At 68.1% G+C, this 22,776-nt stretch carries 19 protein-coding genes; 14 read left to right on the top strand and 5 right to left on the bottom strand.

Annotated elements, in window-relative coordinates:
* Positions 1-128: 128 nt before the first annotated feature.
* The 5 genes from argS to BME24068_RS31110 all read left to right on the top strand — a co-directional run bounded on the left by argS (position 129) and on the right by BME24068_RS31110 (position 6,603).
* Positions 129-1,910, top strand: a complete 1,782-nt coding sequence (gene argS / locus BME24068_RS31130; RefSeq protein WP_174928353.1) for an arginine--tRNA ligase — start codon at positions 129-131, stop codon at positions 1,908-1,910.
* A gap of 78 nt (positions 1,911-1,988) precedes the next feature.
* Positions 1,989-2,882: an SPOR domain-containing protein gene (locus BME24068_RS31125; protein ID WP_174928352.1), complete on the top strand. Its 894-nt coding sequence runs from the start codon at positions 1,989-1,991 to the stop codon at positions 2,880-2,882.
* A gap of 69 nt (positions 2,883-2,951) precedes the next feature.
* The gene (locus BME24068_RS31120; RefSeq protein ID WP_096508238.1) at positions 2,952-3,593 is read left to right on the top strand and encodes a thiol:disulfide interchange protein DsbA/DsbL; all 642 of its coding nucleotides are present in this window, start codon (positions 2,952-2,954) and stop codon (positions 3,591-3,593) included.
* Between the two features lie 19 nt (positions 3,594-3,612).
* The gene (locus BME24068_RS31115; protein ID WP_174928351.1) at positions 3,613-4,386 is read left to right on the top strand and encodes an SDR family oxidoreductase; all 774 of its coding nucleotides are present in this window, start codon (positions 3,613-3,615) and stop codon (positions 4,384-4,386) included.
* A gap of 621 nt (positions 4,387-5,007) precedes the next feature.
* Positions 5,008-6,603, top strand: coding sequence for an ABC transporter substrate-binding protein (locus tag BME24068_RS31110; RefSeq protein ID WP_174928350.1), 1,596 nt, complete (start codon positions 5,008-5,010; stop codon positions 6,601-6,603).
* Positions 6,604-6,744: 141 nt separating this feature from the next.
* Here BME24068_RS31110 and BME24068_RS31105 read toward each other — a convergent pair whose 3' ends face one another.
* Genes BME24068_RS31105 through BME24068_RS31095 form a run of 3 tightly spaced genes read right to left on the bottom strand, consistent with a single transcriptional unit; the run spans position 6,745 to position 9,917 of the window.
* On the bottom strand, positions 6,745-6,981 hold the full coding sequence (locus BME24068_RS31105; RefSeq protein ID WP_172441948.1) for a DUF6429 family protein: 237 nt from the start codon (positions 6,979-6,981) through the stop codon (positions 6,745-6,747).
* Between the two features lie 30 nt (positions 6,982-7,011).
* Positions 7,012-8,796, bottom strand: coding sequence for an SWIM zinc finger family protein (locus BME24068_RS31100; RefSeq protein WP_174928358.1), 1,785 nt, complete (start codon positions 8,794-8,796; stop codon positions 7,012-7,014).
* Positions 8,797-8,840: 44 nt separating this feature from the next.
* On the bottom strand, positions 8,841-9,917 hold the full coding sequence (locus BME24068_RS31095; protein ID WP_174928349.1) for an MBL fold metallo-hydrolase: 1,077 nt from the start codon (positions 9,915-9,917) through the stop codon (positions 8,841-8,843).
* Between the two features lie 315 nt (positions 9,918-10,232).
* Between BME24068_RS31095 and aceK the strand changes: the two genes are divergently transcribed.
* The 9 genes from aceK (at position 10,233) to bioB (ending at position 20,497) form a co-directional block, all read left to right on the top strand.
* Positions 10,233-12,050: a bifunctional isocitrate dehydrogenase kinase/phosphatase gene (gene aceK / locus BME24068_RS31090; protein WP_096508244.1), complete on the top strand. Its 1,818-nt coding sequence runs from the start codon at positions 10,233-10,235 to the stop codon at positions 12,048-12,050.
* A 57-nt stretch (positions 12,051-12,107) separates the two neighbouring features.
* Positions 12,108-12,875, top strand: coding sequence for a carbonate dehydratase (gene can / locus BME24068_RS31085; protein WP_174928348.1), 768 nt, complete (start codon positions 12,108-12,110; stop codon positions 12,873-12,875).
* A gap of 145 nt (positions 12,876-13,020) precedes the next feature.
* Complete coding sequence (locus BME24068_RS31080) at positions 13,021-13,698, top strand: SDR family oxidoreductase (protein WP_096508246.1); 678 nt, start codon at positions 13,021-13,023, stop codon at positions 13,696-13,698.
* A gap of 39 nt (positions 13,699-13,737) precedes the next feature.
* Positions 13,738-14,175, top strand: coding sequence for a YchJ family protein (locus tag BME24068_RS31075; RefSeq protein WP_096508247.1), 438 nt, complete (start codon positions 13,738-13,740; stop codon positions 14,173-14,175).
* Between the two features lie 107 nt (positions 14,176-14,282).
* The gene (locus BME24068_RS31070) at positions 14,283-15,560 is read left to right on the top strand and encodes a dienelactone hydrolase family protein (protein ID WP_096508248.1); all 1,278 of its coding nucleotides are present in this window, start codon (positions 14,283-14,285) and stop codon (positions 15,558-15,560) included.
* Between the two features lie 540 nt (positions 15,561-16,100).
* Complete coding sequence (gene bioA, locus BME24068_RS31065) at positions 16,101-17,444, top strand: adenosylmethionine--8-amino-7-oxononanoate transaminase (RefSeq protein ID WP_174928347.1); 1,344 nt, start codon at positions 16,101-16,103, stop codon at positions 17,442-17,444.
* A complete protein-coding gene (gene bioF, locus BME24068_RS31060; protein WP_239007774.1) occupies positions 17,441-18,715 on the top strand; it encodes an 8-amino-7-oxononanoate synthase in 1,275 nt (424 codons plus the stop codon). The genes bioA and bioF overlap by 4 nt, the downstream gene beginning before the upstream one ends.
* Positions 18,712-19,431, top strand: coding sequence for a dethiobiotin synthase (gene bioD / locus BME24068_RS31055; protein ID WP_174928346.1), 720 nt, complete (start codon positions 18,712-18,714; stop codon positions 19,429-19,431). Before bioF ends, bioD begins: the two co-directional genes overlap by 4 nt.
* A gap of 46 nt (positions 19,432-19,477) precedes the next feature.
* A complete protein-coding gene (gene bioB, locus BME24068_RS31050) occupies positions 19,478-20,497 on the top strand; it encodes a biotin synthase BioB (protein WP_174928345.1) in 1,020 nt (339 codons plus the stop codon).
* A 99-nt stretch (positions 20,498-20,596) separates the two neighbouring features.
* Here bioB and BME24068_RS31045 read toward each other — a convergent pair whose 3' ends face one another.
* Together BME24068_RS31045 and BME24068_RS31040 are read right to left on the bottom strand one after the other, a co-directional pair.
* A complete protein-coding gene (locus BME24068_RS31045; RefSeq protein WP_174928344.1) occupies positions 20,597-21,322 on the bottom strand; it encodes a copper homeostasis protein CutC in 726 nt (241 codons plus the stop codon).
* A 76-nt stretch (positions 21,323-21,398) separates the two neighbouring features.
* On the bottom strand, positions 21,399-22,685 hold the full coding sequence (locus BME24068_RS31040) for a sensor domain-containing phosphodiesterase (RefSeq protein WP_174928343.1): 1,287 nt from the start codon (positions 22,683-22,685) through the stop codon (positions 21,399-21,401).
* Positions 22,686-22,776 lie beyond the last annotated feature (91 nt).

The following is a 22,776-nucleotide window of genomic DNA, read 5'->3' as shown; positions in this document are numbered from 1 at the left end:
CGCGGACGCGGGGCGCCTGATCGGCATATTAGCACCTGTTAAAATTCTGCGATCCCTGAAACGCGCGCCCGAAAAGCGCGCCGGCAGGCCGGCGTTTCCGGCCGCCACCAACGAAGCCTTCTACCAGCATGCTGCCAGCACACAAACAGACCCTCGAAGCCCTGCTCGCGGATAGCGTCACGCAGGTCGCACACGCGCTGAAAGGCGCCGACGCCGCCTTCGCGGCCCCCGTCATCACGCTGGAGCGCCCGAAGGCCGCCGCGCACGGCGACGTCGCGTGCAACGTCGCGATGCAGCTCGCCAAGCCGCTCGGCACGAACCCGCGCCAGCTCGCCGAACGGATCGTCGCCGCGCTCACGGCCCAGCCGGCCGCGCAAGGGCTCGTCGAGGCCGCCGAAATCGCCGGCCCCGGCTTCATCAACCTGCGCCTGACGGCCGCCTCGAAGCAGGCGGTGATCGCCGCCGTGTTCGACCAGGGCCGCGCGTTCGGCACGTCGGACCGCGAAAAAGGCAAACAAGTGTTGCTCGAATTCGTGTCGGCCAACCCGACCGGCCCGCTGCACGTCGGCCACGGCCGCCAGGCGGCGCTCGGCGACGTGCTCGCGAACGTGATCGCGAGCCAGGGCTACGCGGTGCACCGCGAGTTCTACTACAACGACGCGGGCGTGCAGATCGGCAACCTCGCGATCTCGACGCAGGCGCGCGCACGCGGCCTGAAACCGGGCGACTCGGGCTGGCCGGAAGCCGCGTACAACGGCGAATACATCGCCGACATCGCGCGCGATTACCTGAACCGCGAGACGGTCGCCGCGAAGGACGGCGAGCCGGTCACCGGCGCGGGCGACATCGAGGATCTCGACGCGATCCGCAAGTTCGCGGTCGCGTATCTGCGTCACGAGCAGGACATGGACCTGCAGGCATTCGGCGTGAAGTTCGACCAGTACTATCTCGAGTCGTCGCTGTACAGCGAAGGCCGCGTCGAGAAGACGGTCGACGCGCTGATCAAGGCCGGCATGACCTACGAGCAGGACGGCGCGCTGTGGCTGCGCACGACCGACGAAGGCGACGACAAGGATCGCGTGATGCGCAAGTCGGACGGCACGTACACGTACTTCGTGCCGGACGTCGCGTACCACGTGACGAAATGGGAGCGCGGCTTCACGAAGGTGATCAACATCCAGGGTTCGGACCACCACGGCACGATCGCGCGCGTGCGCGCCGGCCTGCAGGGGCTGCACGTCGGCATCCCGAAGGGCTATCCCGACTACGTGCTGCACAAGATGGTCACCGTGATGCGCGACGGCCAGGAAGTGAAGCTGTCGAAGCGGGCGGGCAGCTACGTGACGGTGCGCGACCTGATCGAATGGTCGGGCGGCGCGGCGCCGGGCCAGGAAACGGCGCCGGACCTGATCGACGAGGCGACCATCACGCGCGGCCGCGACGCGGTGCGCTTCTTCCTGATTTCGCGCAAGGCCGATACCGAGTTCGTGTTCGACATCGACCTCGCGCTGAAACAGAACGACGAAAACCCGGTCTACTACGTCCAGTACGCGCATGCGCGGATCTGCTCGGTGCTCAACGAACTGAAGTCGCGCTACAACGTCGACGCCTCGCAGTTGCCGGGCGCCGACCTGTCGCAGCTCACGAGCCCGCAGGCCGTGTCGCTGATGCAGAAGCTCGCCGAATATCCGGACATGCTCACGCACGCGGCGAACGAACTGGCACCGCACGCCGTCGCGTTCTATCTGCGCGATCTCGCTGGCGAATTCCACTCGTTCTACAATGCGGAGCGCGTGCTGGTCGACGACGAAGCGCCGCGCAATGCGCGCGCAGCGCTCCTCGCCGCGACCCGGCAGGTGCTCGAGAATGGTCTGGCGGTGCTCGGCGTGTCCGCGCCCGCCAAGATGTAAAGCCCGAAACGGGCAGCGAATGGCCGCGGCAGCGCCGCTGCGGCCTTTTCACGATTCTTTTTGCAGGTGACTCAAGCAATGGCACAACCACGCCGCACTTCGAAGCAATCGAAACAAGCCGGAGGGACATTTCTTGGAATCGTGCTGGGCCTGATCGTCGGCCTCGCAATCGCAGTGGTCGTGGCGCTCTATATCACGCGTTCGCCGTCGCCGTTCGTGTCGAAGGTCGCGCCGCCGCCGGCCGACAACGGCGCGAGCCAGCCGCAGCAGTTCGACCCGAACCGCGCACTGCAGGGCAAAACGCCCGGCCAGCCGGTGCCGCAGGCCGCGCAGCCCGCGCCGCCGAACACCGCGCCCGGCCAGGCCGCGAACCAGACCCAGGGCGGCCTGCTGCCCGAACCGCAGATCGTCGAAGTGCCGCCGTCGGGCAACGCGAACGGCTCCAGCGGCTCGAACAGCACGAGCGGCACGAGCGCGTCGAACAATGCATCGTCGGGTAACGGCGTCGCCGTCGCGCCGAAGCCGGCCGACAACACGCCGCCGCCGAAGAAGACGCAGCAGGCGCAGCAACAGCAGCAGCAAGGCGGCGAGGACGATCTCGCGCGCTTCGCGGCGCAGAAGCAGGCGCAACAGGCCGCCGCGCAGAAACAGCAGCAAGCCGCCAACACGGCGAAGCCGACGTCGTCCACGACGGCCGCCGCCGCAGCGAAGCCGCCGACCGCGGCCGACGCGAACACCGGCTACTTCCTGCAGGTCGGCGCGTATAAAACGGAAGGCGACGCCGAGCAGCAGCGCGCGCGCCTGGGCTTCCAGGGTTTCGAGTCGAAGGTGTCGAAGCGCGATGTCAGCGGCGTGACGTATTTCCGCGTGCGCGTCGGCCCGTTCTCGAAATTCGAGGATATGAACTCGGCCCGTCAGCGCCTGTCCGATGCAGGTGTCGACACGGCGGTGATCCGCTTCACGAAGCAGTAAGCCGCCGGCCGCGCCCGCGCAGAACCCGTTACGTTCCGTAACCCGAGCAACTGATTCGACGTTCACAACATGAAAAAACTGCTTAGCACGCTTCTTCTGTCCCTGGGCCTGGCTGCCGCCGGCTTCGCCCAGGCTTCGCCCGCCGCCCCCGCCGCCGGCAAGGACTTCGAGGTGATGAAGTCGCCGCAGCCGGTGTCCGCGCCGGCCGGCAAGGTCGAGGTGATCGAGTTCTTCTGGTACGGCTGCCCGCACTGCTACGAATTCGAGCCGACGATCGAGGCCTGGGTGAAGAAGCAGGGCAACAACATCGACTTCAAGCGCGTGCCGGTGGCATTCCGCGACGATTTCATCCCGCACTCGAAGCTGTACTACGCGGTGTCGGCGCTCGGCATCTCGGAGAAGGTCACGCCGGCGATCTTCAACGCGATCCACAAGCAGAAGAACTACCTGCTGACGCCGCAGGCGCAGGCCGACTTCCTGGCGACGCAAGGCGTCGACAAGAAGCAGTTCATGGATGCCTACAACTCGTTCAGCGTGCAGGGCGAGGTGAAGCAATCGGCCGAACTGCTGAAGAACTACGCGATCGACGGCGTGCCGACGGTTATCGTCCAGGGCAAGTACAAGACGGGCCCGGCTTACACGAACAGCATCCCGGGCACCGCACAAGTGCTCGACTATCTCGTGAAGCAGGTTCAGGACAAGAAGCTCTGATCCCCGCCCGCGCGCCGGCATGACTACTCCGCTGAAGGTCTTCATCACCGGCGCGTCGAGCGGCCTCGGCCTCGCGATGGCCGAGGAGTACGCCCGCCAGGGCGCCACACTCGCCCTCGTCGCGCGCCGCACCGATGCACTCGATGCATTCGCGCGGCGCTTCCCGAAGCTGTCCATCTCCGTCTATTGCGCCGACGTGCGCGACGCCGATGCGCTCGCCACGGCCGCCGCGTCGTTCAGCGCCGCGCACGGCTGCCCCGACGTCGTGATCGCGAACGCGGGCATCAGCCAGGGCGCCGTCACGGGCCAGGGCGATCTCGCCGCGTTCCGCGACGTGATGGACATCAACTACTACGGCATGGTCGCGACGTTCGAGCCGTTCGTCGGCCCGATGACGGCCGCGCGGCACGGCACGCTGGTTGGCGTCGCGAGCGTCGCCGGCGTGCGCGGCCTGCCCGGCTCCGGCGCGTACAGCGCGTCGAAATCGGCCGCGATCAAGTATCTCGAGGCGCTGCGCGTCGAGCTGCGCCCCGCCGGCGTCGGCGTCGTGACGATCGCGCCCGGCTACATCCGCACGCCGATGACCGCGCACAACCCGTACCGGATGCCGTTCCTGATGGACGCCGACCGCTTCGCCGCGCGCGCCGCGCGTGCGATCGCACGGCAGCACGCGTTTCGCGTGATTCCGTGGCAGATGGGCCTCGTCGCGAAGGTGCTGCACGTGCTGCCGCGCTGGCTCTACGACCGCCTGTTCGAGAAGGCACCGCGCAAGCCGAAGGCCGGCGCGCACTGAGCGCAACGGGCGCGCCGAACACTCGGTGCGCCATTGTCGGCACCAGGCCGGATTCGTCCGCGCCGTCGTGCCGTGCCGATGCAGCACACTGCCGCCTTCCAGCCGCACGCAATCGTCGCTCGATGATGTGGCGACCGTGGCGATTTCTCCGCTCCGCATCGATCCTGCTCGTCGCCACTGACGCCCGCCGCACTGGCCGATCCGCCGTCGCTCGGTGATGCGGCGACCCCGGCGATTTCACCGCCCCGCATCGCTCCCGCTCGTCGCCACTGACGCCCGCCGCACTGGCCGATCCGCCGTCGCTCGGTGATGCGGCGATCCCGACGATTTCGCCGCCCCCGCATTGATCCCGCTCGTCGCCGCTAACACCCACCGCGTTGGCCAATCGGCCGGCGCTCACCGCTCCGCCGCACCCGCATCCGCCTTCATCCCGCCGCCCCAGCACGCATTCCGCCGCGAACGCAGCCGTTTCTCGGTCAATTCGCCGCGTTCAGGCGCCTTTTTCCACGCGTCGCGCGCTTTGACGGTATGCTATTCGCCAGCCGCGCCGGCCCCGCCCGCTTCCTGGCCGCGCCCGCATCCCGTCACCCAGCAAAAAACACAAGCCACGTGGGAGATCCTATGCACGTCAAGCTGTTCGCCGCGGCCGCGGTCGCCGCCGCCCTCGCCGCTCCCGGCCTCGCCGCCGCGAAGCCGCTCACCGTCTGCACGGAATCGAGCCCGGACGGCTTCGACGTCGTGCAGTACAACTCGCTCGTCACGACCAACGCATCGGCCGACGTGATCTTCAACACGCTCGTGTCGTACGACGAAGCCGCGAAGAAGGTCGTGCCCGCGCTCGCCGACAAATGGGACGCCAGCGCCGACGGCCTGACGTACACGTTCCACCTGCGCCCGAACGTCGCCTTCCAGACCACCGACTACTTCAAGCCGGGCCGCCCGCTGAACGCGGACGACGTCGTGTTCACGTTCTCGCGGATGCTCGACGATTCGAACCCGTGGCACAAGGTCGCCGGCGCGAGCGGCTTCCCGCACGCGCAGTCGATGGGCCTCGTGAAGCTCGTGAAGTCGGTCACGAAGGTCGACGACAACACGGTGAAGTTCGTGCTGAACGAGCCGAACGCGACGTTCGTGCCGATCCTGACGATGGGCTTCGCGTCGATCTACTCGTCCGAATACGCGGACCAGCTGCTGAAGGCCGGCAAGCAGGCCGACCTGAACGCGAAGCCGATCGGCACGGGCCCGTTCGTGCTGAAGAGCTACACGAAGGACGCGCTGATCCGTTACGACGTGAACCCGACCTACTGGGGCACGAAGCCGAAGGTCGACCGGCTGATCTACGCGATCACGCCCGACGCGTCGGTGCGCATGCAGAAGGTGAAGGCCGGCGAATGCCAGATCGCGCTGTCGCCGAAGCCGCAGGACGTGCTCGCCGCGAAGGGCGAAAGCGCGCTGAAGGTCGTGCAGACGCCCGCGTTCATGACCGCGTTCGTCGCGCTGAACACGCAGAAGAAGCCGCTCGACAACGAGAAGGTGCGCGAAGCGCTGAACCTCGCATTCGATCGCACGACCTACCTGAAGGTCGTGTTCGACAACACGGCGACGCCCGCGAACAACCCGTATCCGCCGAACACGTGGAGCTACGCGAAGGACATCGCGCCGTATTCGTACGATCCCGCGAAGGCAAAGCAGCTGCTCGCGCAGGCCGGCTTCCCGAACGGCTTCTCGACGACGATCTGGACGCGCCCGACCGGCAGCGTGCTGAACCCGAACCCGAAGGCCGGCGCGGAACTGCTGCAGGCCGACCTCGCGAAGATCGGCGTGAAGGCCGAAGTGAAGGTGATCGAATGGGGCGAGCTGATCAAGCAGGCGAAGCTCGGCCAGCATGACATGCTGTTCATGGGCTGGGCCGGCGACAACGGCGATCCGGACAACTATCTGTCGCCGCTGTTCAGCTGCAATGCGGTGAAATCGGGCATCAACTTCGCGCGCTTCTGCGACGCGCCGCTCGACAAGCTGATCACCGACGGCAAGTCGACCGCCGATCAGGCGAAGCGCGCGAAGCTGTACGAAACGGCGCAGAAGATCATCCACGACCAGGCCCTGTGGATTCCGCTCGGCTACCCGACGGCGGCGGCGCTCACGCGCTCGAACGTGAGCGGCTACCACGTCAGCCCGTTCGGCCGTCAGAACTTCACGACGGTCTCCGTGCAGTAACCGCGCGTGGCGCGCAAGCGACGGCACGTTCGCCCGTCGCTTGCAGCCCGTGCGCCGCGTTGCATCACGTTTCGCAATGGCAGCGCGACGGGTGGCATGACGAACCCGTCGCGTGATTGGCGCTTACGATCGCGCCTCCGTTCACGCGCCGCCCGAATCGACGAATTGCCGCCTGAAGAGCCGCTCCGATTCCCGCAAGCCTTCATCCGTCAGGATGACGGATTTCGTCTTGTTGACCGGGTCGCCGATCAGACCGCGCTCGTGCAACCGATTCAGCGCATCCCAATCAAAGCTTTTCCACGCGCGATTGCCGTCATGTAGCGTCAGATGCAAGAGCGCGAGCACGGCGTCGTCGACTGCCTGCAGATCGACATTCATTTCCATGCCGTCCTCTCCTTGTCAGCCGGATCACGCGTCGAGCTTCTCGAGCAGCTTGATGAAATTGCGCTTCGCACGGTAGGTCTTGCGAATGGCGTCGAGCTCCACGTCGAATGCCGCCTGCTGACGATGCGCAGCCCGCAGCGAGCGGATTTCACGCACGACGCCGAACGCCTCGTCGTATCGCGCACTGCGCGCGCCATGGTCGAGCGCGAACGGCAGATACCGGTGATACAGCGCGATCGCCTCCTCGGGATGCGTCCTCGCCCGCGCAGCGGCCACCGTCGACCACACGAGGGTGTCGACCGGGCCGCCCTGAAACGCGTCCCACGCGGCGGCGGCGTCCTGCTCCGCGAGCAAGAGCTTCACCAGCTCGGTGCGCGGCGGCGGCTCCCAGCGCCGCGCACCGGTGCCGGGCCGCCCCGCCGCTTCGCGCTCGCGGGCAAGAGACTGCAGATGGGAGATCGCGCGCGCCTTCACGGTAGCGTCTCGCCCCGTCCGCTTCGCGACCTTCCTCAATGCACGGAATGCGTCGGCCGTTGGATGGCCCGCGAAGCGCTCCCACGCGAGCGCGTCCGCCCGATCGAACGCGCGCCGCCGCAAATGCTCGTTGATGCAGAAGCCCATCAGCCGATCGTCGTGCCGGTCCTTCATCTCGCGCATTCCGCGTTCGGCCCATGCCAGCCCTTCGTCGAAACGCTTGTGCTCAGCGCACAGCTCCGCGATCTGCGCATACCGGTACGACGCCGACAGGTCCGTCGACCAGATGCGTATCAGCGCGTCGACGTCGCCGTCGTGTTTCGCGAGCGTCTCCATCGCATGCTCGAGATTGTGGCGCACCACGTCATGCGCGTACTCGTCGCGCTTGTTCTGCGGCCGCGCGGGCAGCACGGCCCAATTTTCCTCGACGCGTTCCCGATAGCGGCCCAATCCCGCGTCGCCCAGCACCTCCGTGTAGGCCGGCAGTACATCACGGAACGTATCCCACTGGCCGGCGGCCTGCAGGCGAAACAGTCGGTCCGCCAGCTTCATCGGATCCGGCCGTGTCTGAATGCATGCATCGAGGTGCAGAGCCGCCAGTTCGCCGATTCCGGGTGCAACGCTACCATCCGAGTCGTCGATCTGTTCGAGGCTCGCTTCCGCATCGGCAATCGCGAGTTCGGCCAGTTCGACGACCTGCATCGCATGAGGACCGGCCAACTGTCGCCGCAGCATGTCTGCAAGCTCGAACAGCCGCTCGCCAAACACGTGCGCCTCGTCCCAGGCGAGCGGCCGCGACACGCGAGCCATTTGCCGGACGGCGGCGCACAGGCTCGCGACGTCGCCGGCCTGCGCCGCACGTGCGTCGAACAGCAGCCTGTCGCGCAACGATCGGTCGCGCTCGGCCGCGTCGAGCAGCCAGCGGCGCAGCGCCTGCTCGTCGAGCGTCTCCAGATGGTCTCGAATCAATTCCGCGTGCGTCTTGCGCTTGCGCCGCGGCCGCACCGGCTCGCGTTCATCGTCGTGGAAAACCGCTTCGCCGCTGTTCTCCAGCCATGACAGCGCGACCGCCACCGCATGCTTGCAGAACGCGCCGTCGTCGCCGACCGGGCAATTGCACGCATGGTGCAGCCTATCGTCGTCGCCGATTGCGAATTCGACGTGATAGCGATGCGTGCCGCGCACGGTCGCCGACAGTTCGCCGTCGCGCTCGGTCAGCCGCGAAACCGTGCCGTCGCGATGGTAGGTTCGGCCGCGCTCGAAGGATTTCGCGTCGGCCAGTGTCCGGATCGCCGGGAGCGTGATGAGGTCGGAGAGACTGACATTGCGTGGCATGGATCGTATGGCAATCGGGGAGGAAACAACGGCGACCGGGGAAGTCAGGCCCGCGCGTAGCGAATCACGCCGTCTTCGCCCTGCTCGCGCACGAGTTCGCCCGCGAGCCACAGCAGGTTCAGGTGCGCGAGCGCCTCGCCGAGCGCGAACGTCATCTGGTGGATGTCGAGCTCGCGGCGGCGGAACATGATCGGCACGATGTCGGCCGCGCTCGCCGGCTTCTCCGCGCACGCGACACGCACTTCGTCGAGCCGCGCGTCGTGGTGGGCGCGCAGTTGCGCGATGCGCGTGCGCACGCCGCGGAACGGCTTGCCGTGCGACGGCAGCACGAGCGTGTCGGGCGCCATCGTCTCGTAGCGGCCGAGCGATTCCAGATACAGCGCGAGCGGGTTCGCTTCCGGTTCGAGATCGAACACGGACACGTTCGTCGAAATACGCGGCAGCACCATGTCGCCGGAGATCAGCACGCCGTCCGCTTCGCTGTGGAGGGCGCAATGCTCGGGCGAATGGCCGTAGCCGGTGACGACGCGCCACGTGCGTGCGCCGATCTTCACCGTATCGCCTTCGCGCAGGCGCCGGTAGCGCGGCGGCACGGCCGGCACGAGATCCGCGTAGTAGCTGCGGCGGCTGCGCAGCTTGTCGAGCGCGACGGGATCGGTCAGCCCGTGACGCGCGAAGTGATCGGCCGCGGCCGCGCCGCCCGCGTTCGAGCCGTTGCCGGCCGCCATCAGGCAGCCGAACATGTATTCGCCGAGCGTCATCCACAGCCGCACGTTCCAGCGGCCCTTGTCGCCGCCCTCGCACAGCCAGTTCGCGAGACCGAAGTGATCGGGGTGGCAGTGCGTGACCAGCACGCGCAGCACCGGCAGCCCGTCGAGATGCCGGTCGAAGATCTGTTCCCAGTGCGTGCGGATCGCGTCCGACGAGATCCCGCAGTCGACGACCGTCCAGCCGGCCTGCCCGTCGATCTCGTCGCGCAGCAGCCAGAGATTGATGTGGTCGAGCGAGAACGGCAGCGGCATGCGCAGCCAGCGCACGCCGGGCGCGACCTCGAACGTGTCGCCCGCGGCGGGCAGCGTGTCGGCGAAGGGATAGTCGAGTTGGTGTTCCAGTGCGTTCATCGGTGGGGCGTCTCGTCGTTATCGTTGCAGTACGGTTGCCGATGCGGATGCGAAAGCGCCGCCGCGGGCATCGCGTCGATTCTATCGCCGTCGTGCGAAACGCGTGCCCGGCACGCGCTCGCCGGTCAAAAAAAGTTCGTGCCAGAATCGGTTCAGTACCCGTATCTTTACGCGAAGATGCACCGAACGGCACTCAACGGCGAATAACCTGCACATTGACGACGCTCGGTGCCGCACCGCGAAAGTCATTGAATCGCCGACTTGGGCGCTAAAATGGCGACTGCTTACAGCCCCTCTTGAACGAGCCTGCACGCAATGAATCACTTCCCCAAGCTGCTGTCGTCGCAGATCGGTTTCGACGTCGCCCAGACGATGCTCGAATACTTCGACCGCCACTACCGGATCTTCCGGGAGGCTGCCGTCGAAGCGAAGACGCTATACGAGCGCACCGACTGGCACGGACTGCAGCGGCTGGCGCGCGAGCGGATCACGTCGTACGACGATCGCGTGAAGGAATGCGTCGAGGTGCTGCAGGACGAATACGACGCGGAAGACATCGACGACGAGGTCTGGCAGCAGATCAAGCTGCACTACATCGGCCTGCTCACGTCGCACCGGCAGCCCGAATGCGCGGAAACGTTCTTCAATTCGGTGTGCTGCAAGATCCTGCACCGCTCGTATTTCAGCAACGATTTCATCTTCGTGCGGCCCGCGATCTCGACCGAATATCTCGAGAACGACGAGCCTGCCGCGAAGCCGACCTACCGCGCGTACTACCCGGCCACCGACGGGCTCGCGGCCACGCTCGAGCGCATCGTCACGAACTTCCAGCTGGAGCCGCCGTTCGAGGATCTCGCGCGCGACATCGGCTGCGTGATGCAGGCGATCACCGACGAATTCGGCCAGTTCGAAGCAGCGCCGAATTTCCAGATCCACGTGCTGTCGTCGCTGTTCTTCCGCAACAAGAGCGCGTACATCGTCGGCCGCATCATCAACGCCGATCGCGTGCTGCCGTTCGCGGTGCCGATCCGGCACGTGCGGCCGGGCGTGCTCGCGCTCGACTCCGTGCTGCTGCGCCGCGACCAGCTGCAGATCGTCTTCAGCTTCTCGCACTCGTATTTCCTCGTCGACATGGGCGTGCCGTCCGCGTACGTGGATTTCCTCTGCACGATCATGCCGGGCAAGCCGAAGGCCGAGATCTACACGTCGGTCGGGCTGCAGAAGCAGGGCAAGAACCTGTTCTACCGCGACCTGCTGCACCATCTGTCGCACTCGAGCGACCGCTTCATCATCGCGCCCGGGATCAAGGGCCTCGTGATGCTCGTGTTCACGCTGCCGTCGTTCCCGTACGTGTTCAAGATCATCAAGGATCACTTCCCGCCGCCGAAGGAAACGACGCGCGCGCAGATCATGGAGAAGTACCAGCTCGTGAAGCGTCACGACCGCCTCGGGCGGATGGCCGACACGCTCGAATATTCGAGCGTCGCGCTGCCGATCGCGCGGCTCGACCATGCGCTCGTGCGCGAACTGGAGAAGGAAGTGCCGTCGCTGCTCGAATACGAGGACGGCAACCTCGTGATCAGGCACCTGTACATCGAGCGCCGGATGACGCCGCTGAACCTGTTCCTGCAGAACGGCACCGACGAGGACATCGAGCACGGCGTGAAGGAGTACGGCAACGCGGTGAAGGAATTGATGAAGGCCAACATCTTCCCCGGCGACATGCTGTACAAGAATTTCGGCGTCACGCGCCACGGCCGCGTCGTGTTCTACGACTACGACGAAATCGAATACCTGACCGACTGCAACGTGCGGCGCGTGCCGCCGCCGCGCAACGAAGAAGACGAACTGTCCGGCGAACCGTGGTATACCGTCGGCCCGCACGACATCTTTCCGGAAACCTACGGACCGTTCCTGCTCGGCGACCCGCGCGTGCGCTCGGTGTTCATGAAGCATCACGCGGACTTTTTCGAACCCGCGCTGTGGCAGGCGAGCAAGGACAAGCTGCTGCAGGGCGAGTTGCCCGATTTTTACCCGTACGACGTATCGATACGCTTTCGTGTGCGCTATCCCGCGCGCTTCGACGCGACGGACGCCCGTGACGGCGAAGGCGACGCGCAGCGCGCCGCCTGACGCCCGAGCACCTCGAACCCGTTATCGCCCCGATTTCCGCCAACGGAATCCACACCGATGAATATCCAAGACAATCCGCTTTCTCACCTGTTCGACAACAACGACGCCTGGGTCAAGCGCCAGCTCGCCGACGATCCGGATTTCTTCGCGCGTCTGGCCGACCAGCAAGCGCCGGAATATCTGTGGATCGGCTGCTCGGATTCGCGCGTGCCCGCGAACCAGATCATCGGCCTGCCGCCGGGCGAAGTGTTCGTTCACCGTAACATCGCGAACGTCGTCGTGCACAGCGACCTGAACTGCCTGTCGGTGATCCAGTTCGCGGTCGACATCCTGCGCGTGAAGCACATCATGGTCGTCGGCCACTACGGCTGCTCGGGCGTGAACGCGGCGCTGCACAACCGGCGCGTCGGCCTCGCCGACAACTGGCTGCACCACGTGCAGGACGTGCGCGAGCGTCACGCGGCGCTGCTCGACGAATGGCCGGTCGGCGAAGCGCGCTATCGCCGCCTGATCGAACTGAATTCGATCGAGCAGGTCGTCAACGTGTGCCGCACGACGATCGTCAACGACGCGTGGGCGCGCGGCCAGTCGCTCACCGTGCACGGGCTCGTGTACGGCGTGCACGACGGGCGCATGCGCAACCTCGGGATGGCCGTGTCGCGCTTCGACGCGCTCGATGCGACCTACCGGCGCTGCGTCGCGGCGCTCACCGCGCGCGGCCAGCATGCGCCCGACAACGACATGGTCGCCGCGGACGCGGCACGGCTCGACGGCGTCGCGCAGGCGGTCGCCGATACGCTGAAGCCGTGCGGCGACGCGAAGTAACCGGCGCGGACGCCGGTGCGGCGCGATGCGCCGCCCGCTTCCGGCAGTCAACGCCGCATGCCCGGGCGTGGCGATCCCCGCGGGCACGAACTGATCTGACACCGGCACCGCCGCCTCGGCGGTGCAACGAAAAGGAGCGGCGAACATGAAAACCGTACTGATCGTCGGCGCGTCGCGCGGCCTGGGGCGCGAATTCGTCCGGCAATACCGGCGCGACGGCTGGAACGTGATCGCCACCGCGCGCGACGACGCGTCGCTCGCCGCGCTGCGCGAGCTCGGCGCGCACGCGCATGCACTCGACATCGCGCAGCCCGAGCAGATCGCGGCGCTCGGCTGGAAGCTCGACGGCGAACGGCTCGACGCGGCGGTGGTCGTGTCCGGCGTCTACGGGCCGCGCACCGAAGGCGTCGAAACGATCGTCGCCGAGGATTTCGACGCGGTCATGCATACGAACGTGCGCGGGCCGATGCAGTTGCTGCCGATCCTGCTGCCGCTCGTCGAGGACGCGCGCGGCGTGCTGGCCGTCATGTCGAGCCGGATGGGCAGCATCGCCGAGGCGACCGGCACGACCGGCTGGCTGTATCGCGCGAGCAAGGCCGCGCTGAACGACGTGCTGCGCATCGCGTCGCTGCAGACGCGCCACGCCGCGTGCATCTCGCTGCATCCGGGCTGGGTGCGCACCGACATGGGCGGCTCGCAGGCCGCGATCGATCCGGAAACGAGCGTGACCGGCATGCGCCGCGTGATCGCCGAAGCCGGCGCGGACATCTCGCAGGCCAACGGCCGATTCTTCCAGTACGACGGCGTCGAGTTGAGCTGGTAAGCCGGATTCACAACCCGGCGTCGTTAATTCACGATTCGCATGACTTCGAACCGACCTGACGCGTGCCCGTGCGGCGGCGCGTCCCCCGCGCCCGCCGGCAAAGCGCCGGCCCCGCGCTATGCGGCCTGCTGCGGCCGCTTCATCGACGGCGGCGAAGCCGCCCCCACCGCGCTCGAATTGATGCGCTCGCGGTACAGCGCGTACGTGCTCGGCGCGACCGGCTACCTGCGCGCGACCTGGGCCGCGCGCACCTGCCCGGCCGATCTCGATGCCGACCCCGATGCGCCCGACGCACCGCGCTGGCTCGGCCTCGCCGTCAAGCGTCATGCGCCGCTCGACGAACGGCACGCGGAGGTCGAATTCGTGGCCCGCTACAAGGTCGGCGGACGCGCATACCGGCTTCATGAAACCAGCCGTTTCGAGCGCGACGAGCAGGGTTTCTGGCGCTATGTCGACGGCGAAGTAAGTGAACGCTGACAAATAGTTGCTGTGTCAGACGCCGGGTAATTCCCGCATTGCACAACCCGAATTTGTCGGGCTACGATGGCCGTCAGATTGGTCATGTTGCATGGCAGGGCTTACGAATGGCGTTCAGCAAAGTATTGGTGGGATGGATGGCGGCCTGTGCGCTGTCGGCCGCTCAGGCCGGTACGCTGCCGAACGCAAATGCCGACGCATCCGCGGCAAACGGATCGCTCGCCCATGCCGAGCGTTTCGACTACGGCGATTCGGGTCTCCCGCAGGTCGCCGCGAACCTCAACGAACAGATCATCAGCATTCCGGCCGATGCGTCGGGCTCCGTCATGCTCGAGGCCACGCTGTTCAAGCCGAACGGCCCCGGCCCGTTCCCGCTCGTCGTCTTCAACCACGGCAAGAACACCGGCGATCTGCATCTGCAGCCGCGCAGCCGTCCGGTCGCGTTCGCGCGCGAATTCGTGCGCCGCGGCTACGCGGTCATCGCGCCGAACCGCCAGGGCTTCGCCGGTTCGGGCGGCACGTATCAGCAGGAAGGCTGCAACGTCGAGAAGAACGGCCTCGCCCAGGCCGCCGACGTCGCCACGACGATCCGCTACATGTCTCGCCAGTCGTACATCGACCCGTCGCGCATCGTCGTCGCGGGCACGTCGCACGGCGGCCTCGTGTCGGTCGCGTACGGCACCGAGGCAGCGCCCGGCGTGCGCGGCATCATCAATTTCTCCGGCGGGCTGCGCCAGGATCTCTGCGACGGCTGGCAGCGCAATCTGGTCGACGCGTTCGACCAGTACGGCGCGCATACGGCCGTGCGTTCGCTGTGGCTGTACGGCGACAACGATTCGGTGTGGACGCCGGCGCTCGTCGCGCAAATGCACGACGCGTACGTGTCGCACGGCACGCAGGCGCAATTCATCGATTACGGCCGCTACAAGGACGATGCGCACCGGCTGATCGTCGATCGCGACGGCGTGCCCGTGTGGTGGCCGGCCGTGCATGCGTTCCTTGCCGAACTGAACCTGCCGACGTCGGTGCGCTACGCGGTCGCCAACCCGCACGAACCGAATGCGACCGGCTACGCGTCGATCGATGCCGTCGACGCGGTGCCGTTCCTCGACGAAGCCGGCCGCGAAGGCTATCGCCACTTCCTGAGCCAGCATCCGAGCCGCGCGTTCGCGGTGTCGGCCGAAGGCGCCTGGTCGTGGGCCGAAGGCGGCGACGACCCGATGGCGCTCGCGCTCGACAACTGCACGAAACAGGGCGCGGGCGCATGCCGGCTGTATGCGGTCAACGAGCGCGTCGTGTGGAACGCGAACGCGACGCAGACGGCCGACAACGGCGACGGCAATCCGCAGCACGACGCCGATACGCGCGCGCTGGCTTCGCGCTGATACGGATACGGGACGCGCGACGGCCTCCAGGCGCGCGCCTTTTCCGCATCCCCCCTTTCTCCGTTTCGCGAACGCCCGTTTTCCACTCGCGACGACGTTCGCGCGCGCCCGGTGTCAGGTGAGCCGCCCGCGAGCCTCCTACGGCGACTTGCACGGGCCAGCCTCATCGCCCTTCCCGAACGGCTGCGGCGCCTGATTCAGCGCACTGTCCGTCCATCGCAACACGCATTCCGCCCTGCTCCGCTCCCCCTTTTCCCTTCCCACCCCGATTTTTCACCGTCGGCCGCCCGCCTGCTCCACGATTTTTTTCTGTCGGGGGGTATCACTCGAACGTCGTCATCTGCGGTCATTTCGGGACATCTGGCGCGTACCGTTCCGAGCGCCCGCGATCTGCGCCGAACTCCCGCCCGGCAAGGCTTTGCGGCGTTTGTAACCGGTAGTGCAACGGGCGGCGGAACACGCTAATCTCAGCGCGTTTTCGTCCGTCGCCGCGCGGTATCGCGTTCGATACCCGCCGCCGTTTTACCCCCCGGAGTAGCCTTGAGTACGCCAGCCACCGACGACTGGGTCGCGCGCAGCCTGCGCGCGGTCTGGCATCCCTGTACCCAGATGAAGCACCACGAGCGCCTGCCGCTCATTCCCGTCGCGCGCGGCGCGGGCGTATGGCTATACGACCGCGACGGGCGCCGCTACTTCGACGCGATCAGCTCGTGGTGGGTGAACCTGTTCGGCCATGCGAACCCGGACATCAACGCGGCGCTGAAGGACCAGCTCGACACGCTCGAGCACGCGATGCTCGCGGGCTGCACGCACGAGCCGGCGATCGAGCTCGCCGAGCGGCTGCACGCGCTCACCGCGCGCACGCTCGGGCATGCGTTCTTCGCGTCGGACGGCGCATCGGCCGTCGAGATCGCGCTGAAGATGAGCTTCCACGCGTGGCGCAACCGCGGCCACGCGGACAAGCGCGAATTCGTGTGCGTCGCGAACAGCTATCACGGCGAGACCATCGGCGCGCTCGGCGTGACCGACGTCGCGCTGTTCAAGGATGCGTACGACCCGCTGATCCGCCATGCGCACGTGGTCGCGTCGCCCGACGCGCGCGGCGCGCTGCCGGGCGAGACGGCCGCCGACGTCGCAGGCCGCGCGCTCGACGACGTGCGGCGCCTGTTCGCCGAACGCGCCGACCGGATCGCCGCGCTGATCGTCGAGCCGCTCGTGCAGTGCGCGGCCGGCATGGCGATGCACGATCCGTCGTACGTGCGCGGGCTGCGCGCGCTGTGCGACGAATTCGGCGTGCACCTGATCGCCGACGAGATCGCGGTCGGCTGCGGCCGCTCCGGCACCTTCTTCGCATGCGAGCAGGCCGGCGTCTGGCCCGATTTCCTGTGCCTGTCGAAAGGGATCAGCGGCGGTTATCTGCCGCTGTCGCTCGTGCTCACGCGCGACGACGTGTACGCGGCGTTCTACGACGACGACATGACGCGCGGCTTCCTGCACTCGCATTCGTACACCGGCAACCCGCTCGCGTGCCGCGCGGCGGTCGCAACGCTCGACCTGTTCGCCCGCGACGACGTGCTCGCGGCCAACACGCGCAAATCGGCGGCGCTGCGCGCCGCACTCGCGCCGCTCGATGCGCACCCGCAGGTACGCCACCTGCGCGAACGCGGCACGCTGTTCGCGTTCGACGTCGCGCTCGACGGCGATGCGGCACGCGGCTTCTCGCGGCGCTTCTTCGAACGGGCGCTCGAACGCGAACTGCTGCTGCGCCCGATCGGCACGACCGTGTACCTGATGCCGCCGTACGTGATGAGCGACGACGACATCGCGTGGCTCGCGCAACGCACGCGCGACACGCTCGACGCGACGCTCGCGGAGGCAACATGACGACACAACAGCCCCCACGCTCACTTCGTTCGCTGCCCCCCGAGGGGGCGGCTGCCTCCCTTGGGGCGGCCCGGCGGGAGGCAACGCCCCCCCTGCTCGACACGCTGCAGCGCGGCCTCGCCGAGCTCGACGCGCAAGGGCTGCGCCGCGTGCGCCGCACCGCCGACACCGCGTGCGACGCGCACATGCGCGTCGACGGCCGCGACATCATCGGCTTCGCGAGCAACGACTACCTCGGCCTCGCCGCGCACCCGGCGCTCGTCGCCGCGTTCGCCGAAGGCGCGCAGCGCTATGGCTCCGGCAGCGGCGGCTCGCATCTGCTCGGCGGCCATTCGCGCGCGCACGCGACGCTCGAGGACGAGCTCGCCGGCTTCGCCGGCGGCTTCTCCGATGCGCCGCGCGCGCTGTACTTCAGCACCGGCTACATGGCGAACCTCGCCGCGATGACCGCGCTGACGGCCAAGCACGCGACGATCTTCTCCGACGCGCTGAACCACGCGTCGCTGATCGACGGGATCCGGCTGTCGCGTGCGAACGTGCAGGTCTACCCGCATGCGGACACGGCCGCGCTCGCCGCGCTGCTCGAAGCGTCCGATGCGCAAACGAAACTGATCGTCAGCGATACCGTGTTCAGCATGGACGGCGACATCGCGCCGCTCGCCGAACTCGTCGCGCTGGCGGAGCGCCACGGCGCATGGCTCGTCGTCGACGACGCGCACGGCTTCGGCGTGCTCGGCCCGCAGGGGCGCGGCGCGCTCGCGGCCGCCGCGCTGCGCTCGCCGAACCTCGTGTACGTCGGCACGCTCGGCAAGGCCGCCGGCGTCGCGGGCGCGTTCGTCATCGCGCACGAAACCGTGATCGAATGGATGATCCAGCGCGCGCGCAGCTACATCTTCACGACGGCCGCGCCGCCGGCCGTCGCGCATGCGGTATCGGCGAGCCTGAAGGTGATCGGCGGCGACGAAGGCGACGCACGGCGCACGCACCTGGCCGCGCTGATCGAGCGCACGCGCGCGCTGCTGCGCACGACGCGCTGGCAGCCGGTCGATTCGCACACCGCCGTGCAGCCGCTCGTGATCGGCAGCAACGACGCGACGCTCGCCGCGATGCGCTCGCTCGACGCGCACGGCCTGTGGGTGCCCGCGATCCGGCCGCCGACGGTGCCGGCCGGCACGTCGCGGCTGCGCATCTCGCTGTCGGCCGCGCATTCGTTCGACGATCTCGCGCGGCTCGCAACCGCGCTCACCGAAGCCAGCGGGCAGGCAGCATGAACGCCCCCCTGTCCCTGTTCGTCACCGGCACCGACACCGAGATCGGCAAGACCTTCGTCTCGGCCGCATTGCTGCATGGCTTCGCGCGCCACGGCTTGCGCGCGGCCGCGCTGAAACCCGTCGCGGCCGGCGCATATGAACGCGACGGCGTGTGGCGCAACGAAGACGCGGACCAGCTCGATGCGGCCGCGAACGTCGTGCTGCCGCCCGACCTGCGCACGCCGTTCCTGCTGAAGGCGCCCGCGGCCCCGCACATCGTCGCCGCGCAGGAAGGTGTGACGCTCGACATCGGCACGATCGTCGCGAGCCATCGCGAAGCGCTGACGCGCGCGGATATCGTCGTCGTCGAAGGCGTCGGCGGCTTTCGCGTGCCGCTCAACGATACGCAGGACACGGCCGATCTCGCGGTCGCGCTCGGCCTGCCCGTCGTGCTCGTCGTCGGCGTGCGGCTCGGCTGCATCAGCCACGCGCTGCTGACCGCCGACGCGATTCGCCAGCGCGGCCTCACGCTCGCGGGCTGGGTCGCGAACCACGTCGATCCGGCCATGTCGTACGCCGACGAGAACGTCGCGACGATCCGCGACTGGCTCGCGCGCGAGCACCGCGCGCCGCTGCTTGGCCGCATTCCGCACATGAGCCCGGCCGCCCCCGAATCCGCCGCGGCAATGCTCGACATCGCCGCGCTCGTCGATACGCTGCGCCACGCGCAGCATTGACGCCCCCCCATCCCCGAATCCACGAATCCACGACAGGAAAACCACCATGACCCAAGCCCAGACCGCCGCCGTGCAACCCGACGCGATCCCCGTGGCCGCACCGGCGCCGCAGCGCTGGCGCGTCGCGGACGTCGTCGCGCTGTTCGCGCTGCCGTTCAACGACCTGATGTTCCGCGCGCAGCAGGTGCACCGCGAGCACTTCGACGCGAACGCGGTGCAGCTGTCGACGCTGCTGTCGATCAAGACGGGCGGCTGCGAGGAAGATTGCGGCTACTGCTCGCAGTCGTCGCATCACGACACGGGCCTGAAGGCCGAGAAGCTGATGGACGTCGATACGGTGCTCGACGCCGCGCGCGCGGCCAAGGCGAACGGCGCGAGCCGCTTCTGCATGGGTGCGGCGTGGCGTAATCCGAAGGAGCGTCACATGCCGGCGCTGACCGAGATGGTGCGCGGCGTGAAGGAGCTGGGCCTCGAAACCTGCATGACGCTCGGCATGCTCGAGGACGAGCAGGCGCAGCAGCTCGCGAACGCCGGCCTCGACTACTACAACCACAACCTCGACACGTCGCCGGAGTTCTACGGCCAGGTGATCTCGACGCGCACGTACCAGGATCGCCTCGACACGCTCGACCGCGTGCGTGACGCGGGCATCAACGTGTGCTGCGGCGGCATCATCGGGATGGGCGAATCGCGCCGCGAACGCGCGGGCCTGATCTCGCAGCTCGCAAACCTGAACCCGTACCCGGAATCGGTGCCGATCAACAACCTCGTCGCGATCGAAGGCACACCGCTCGAAGGCACCGCGCCGCTCGACCCGTTCGAGTTCGTGCGCACGATCGCGGTTGCGCGCATCACGATGCCGAAGGCCGTCGTGCGCCTGTCGGCCGGCCGCGAGCAGCTCGACGACGCGATGCAGGCGATGTGCTTCCTCGCGGGCGCGAACTCGATGTTCTACGGCGATCAGCTGCTGACGACGAGCAACCCGCAGACGCAGCGCGACCGCGCGCTGTTCGAACGCCTCGGCATCCGCGCGAGCCAGGCGGACGGGCTGGCGGAGAACGCGTAAGCGCTTGTATCGCGTATTGCGTTTGGCGTGCAGACGAAAAAGCCGGGGCATGCCCCGGCTTTTTTTCGTCCGGCCGTCTGGACCGGGTTGCGCTGCGCGTCACACGTGCGCCGCCGCGCCGTCGAGTGCTGCCCGCACGCGCCCGACCAGTTGTTCGTCCACGGGCGCCAGCACCTCGCCGCGCGGCCGCACGCCCGAACCGAAATGCACCGCGCGTACGCCGGTGGCGAGCACGAAATCGCCGACCGCGTCGACCGTGAGCCCCGAGCCGGCCAACACCGTGCACGTCGAGCCGGCTGCCTGCCGTACCAGGCGCGTGATCGTCGCGGCCGCGTCGAGCACCGACGGATGGCCGCCGGAGGTCAGCACCGACGTGACGGCCGGCACGCGCAGCAGCGCGTCGAACGCGGCATTCAGATCCCGCGACACGTCGAACGCGCGATGGAACGTCAGGTCGCGCCCGTTCGCGGCGGCCGCGATGCGCGCGAGCGCGTCGAGATCGACGTCGCCGCGCGCATCGAGCGCCCCGAACACGACACCGTTCGCGCCAGCCGCAACGGCCGCGCGCACGTCGCGCTCGATCACGCGCAGATCGTCGGCGTCGTAGACGAACGAGCGGCTGTGCGGGCGCACGATCACGTTGACGGGAATCGGCACGGCGGCCACGACGGCCTCGATCAGGCCGATGCCCGGCGTGAGCCCGCCTTCGCTGATCGCGGTGACGAGCTCGAGCCGGTCGGCGCCCGCGCGGGCGGCGGCCTTCGCATCGCCGACGGTCGTGGCGATCACTTCGAGGAGCACGGAGGAAGCGGCGGTTCGGTTCATGGTCGGCTCGCGAATCGTCAGGACAATTCGCGCATCCTAGCCGAGCGGCGTGAACGGCGCCAGCACGACGCCCGCGCTATGCGCCGTCGGCCTCCTCGTCGCCCCAGTCGATATCGCCGCACAGCACGTGCTGCGCATCGCCGATGCGCAGGGCCGCCGACAGCGTCACGCACGGCTGCGCCTCGTTGATCGACAGGTACGGGCGCGTCACCTGCACGCGCCCCGGCTCGGCGATCGCCGTGCGGAAATACGGCCGGCGCAGCCAGTTCGCACCCTGCGCATCCGCAAGCGGCGAGAAGCGCGCCTCGGCAAGCGCACGATCCGCGCGCAGCACGACGTTGCGGCCCGACTGGCGGCCCCGCGCGTCGAGCAGGAAGCAGCGGGCGGCATCGTCGAGCGCGAGGAAGTTCCAGCACACTTCGTCGAGCGGCTCGCCGGCCGCCAGCCGCTCGGCCGCGCGCTCGAATGCGCGCAGGTACGGCGCGAGCCGCTGCGCGTCGCGCCGCTCGCGCGCTTCGGTCTGCAGACGGAAGCGCTCGGTCAGCTCGCCGATGCAGCCGGTCGCCGCCGCGCTATCGGGCAGCCCGGGCGCCGGGCGGCCGAAATAGTAGCCCTGCACGAAATCGGCCTCGCACGACAGCGCGATCTGCGCGTCGTGCTCGGTCTCGATCCCTTCGACGAGCACGAGCTTGCCGGCCTCGTGCAGCAGCGTGACGAGCCCGTGCAGGATCGCGGTGAGCCCGGTGCGGTGCGCCGCGTGGGACAGCATGATCCGGTCGAGCTTCACGATGTCCGGATTCAGTTGCCAGATCCGCTCGAGGTTCGAGTGACCGGCGCCGAAATCGTCGAGCGCGATCAGGAAGCCCTGCGCGCGGAATTCGCGCACGGCGTCGGCAAGCCGCTCGACGTCGTCCGCGCGCTGTTCGAGCACTTCGAGCACCACGCGGCGCGGCGGCATGCCGAGGCGCTTCAGGTTCGCGAGCAGCGCGGCGGCCTGGAACGGATCGGTCAGCACCTCCGGATGCACGTTGAGGAACAGCCACTCGCGCTCGGCGCCGAGCAGCCCGAAGTTCTCGAGATGCAGCGCCTGCGCGAGCCGGTCGAGCTGCAGCAGCTCGCCCCGGCGCGCGGCCTCGCCGAACACGTCGAGCGGCGACACCGCGCGGTCGAGCCCGTCATGGGCGCGCAACAGCGCCTCGTAGCCCACCGCGCGCTGGTGCGGCAGGCTGAAGATCGGCTGGAACACGGTCGTGAGCGTCAGGTCGCGATACTGCGTCGCCAGACGCTCGAAGCCGGAGCTCATCTCCCGCTCGAAACGGTACGGCGACGCGGCGGCCGGACGCTCCTGTTGCTCGATCGTCATACCTTCCTCCTCGTGATGCAGTCGAATGCGGCAAGCGTTCGAAACGGCGCGCGCAATGTCATGGTGTAACCCTCGGTTGCCCGGCCCGTGC

It is taken from the genome of Burkholderia anthina (assembly GCF_902498995.1).
GTDB classification, from domain to species: domain Bacteria; phylum Pseudomonadota; class Gammaproteobacteria; order Burkholderiales; family Burkholderiaceae; genus Burkholderia; species Burkholderia anthina.
This window is presented reverse-complemented; position numbering and strand designations above follow the sequence as displayed.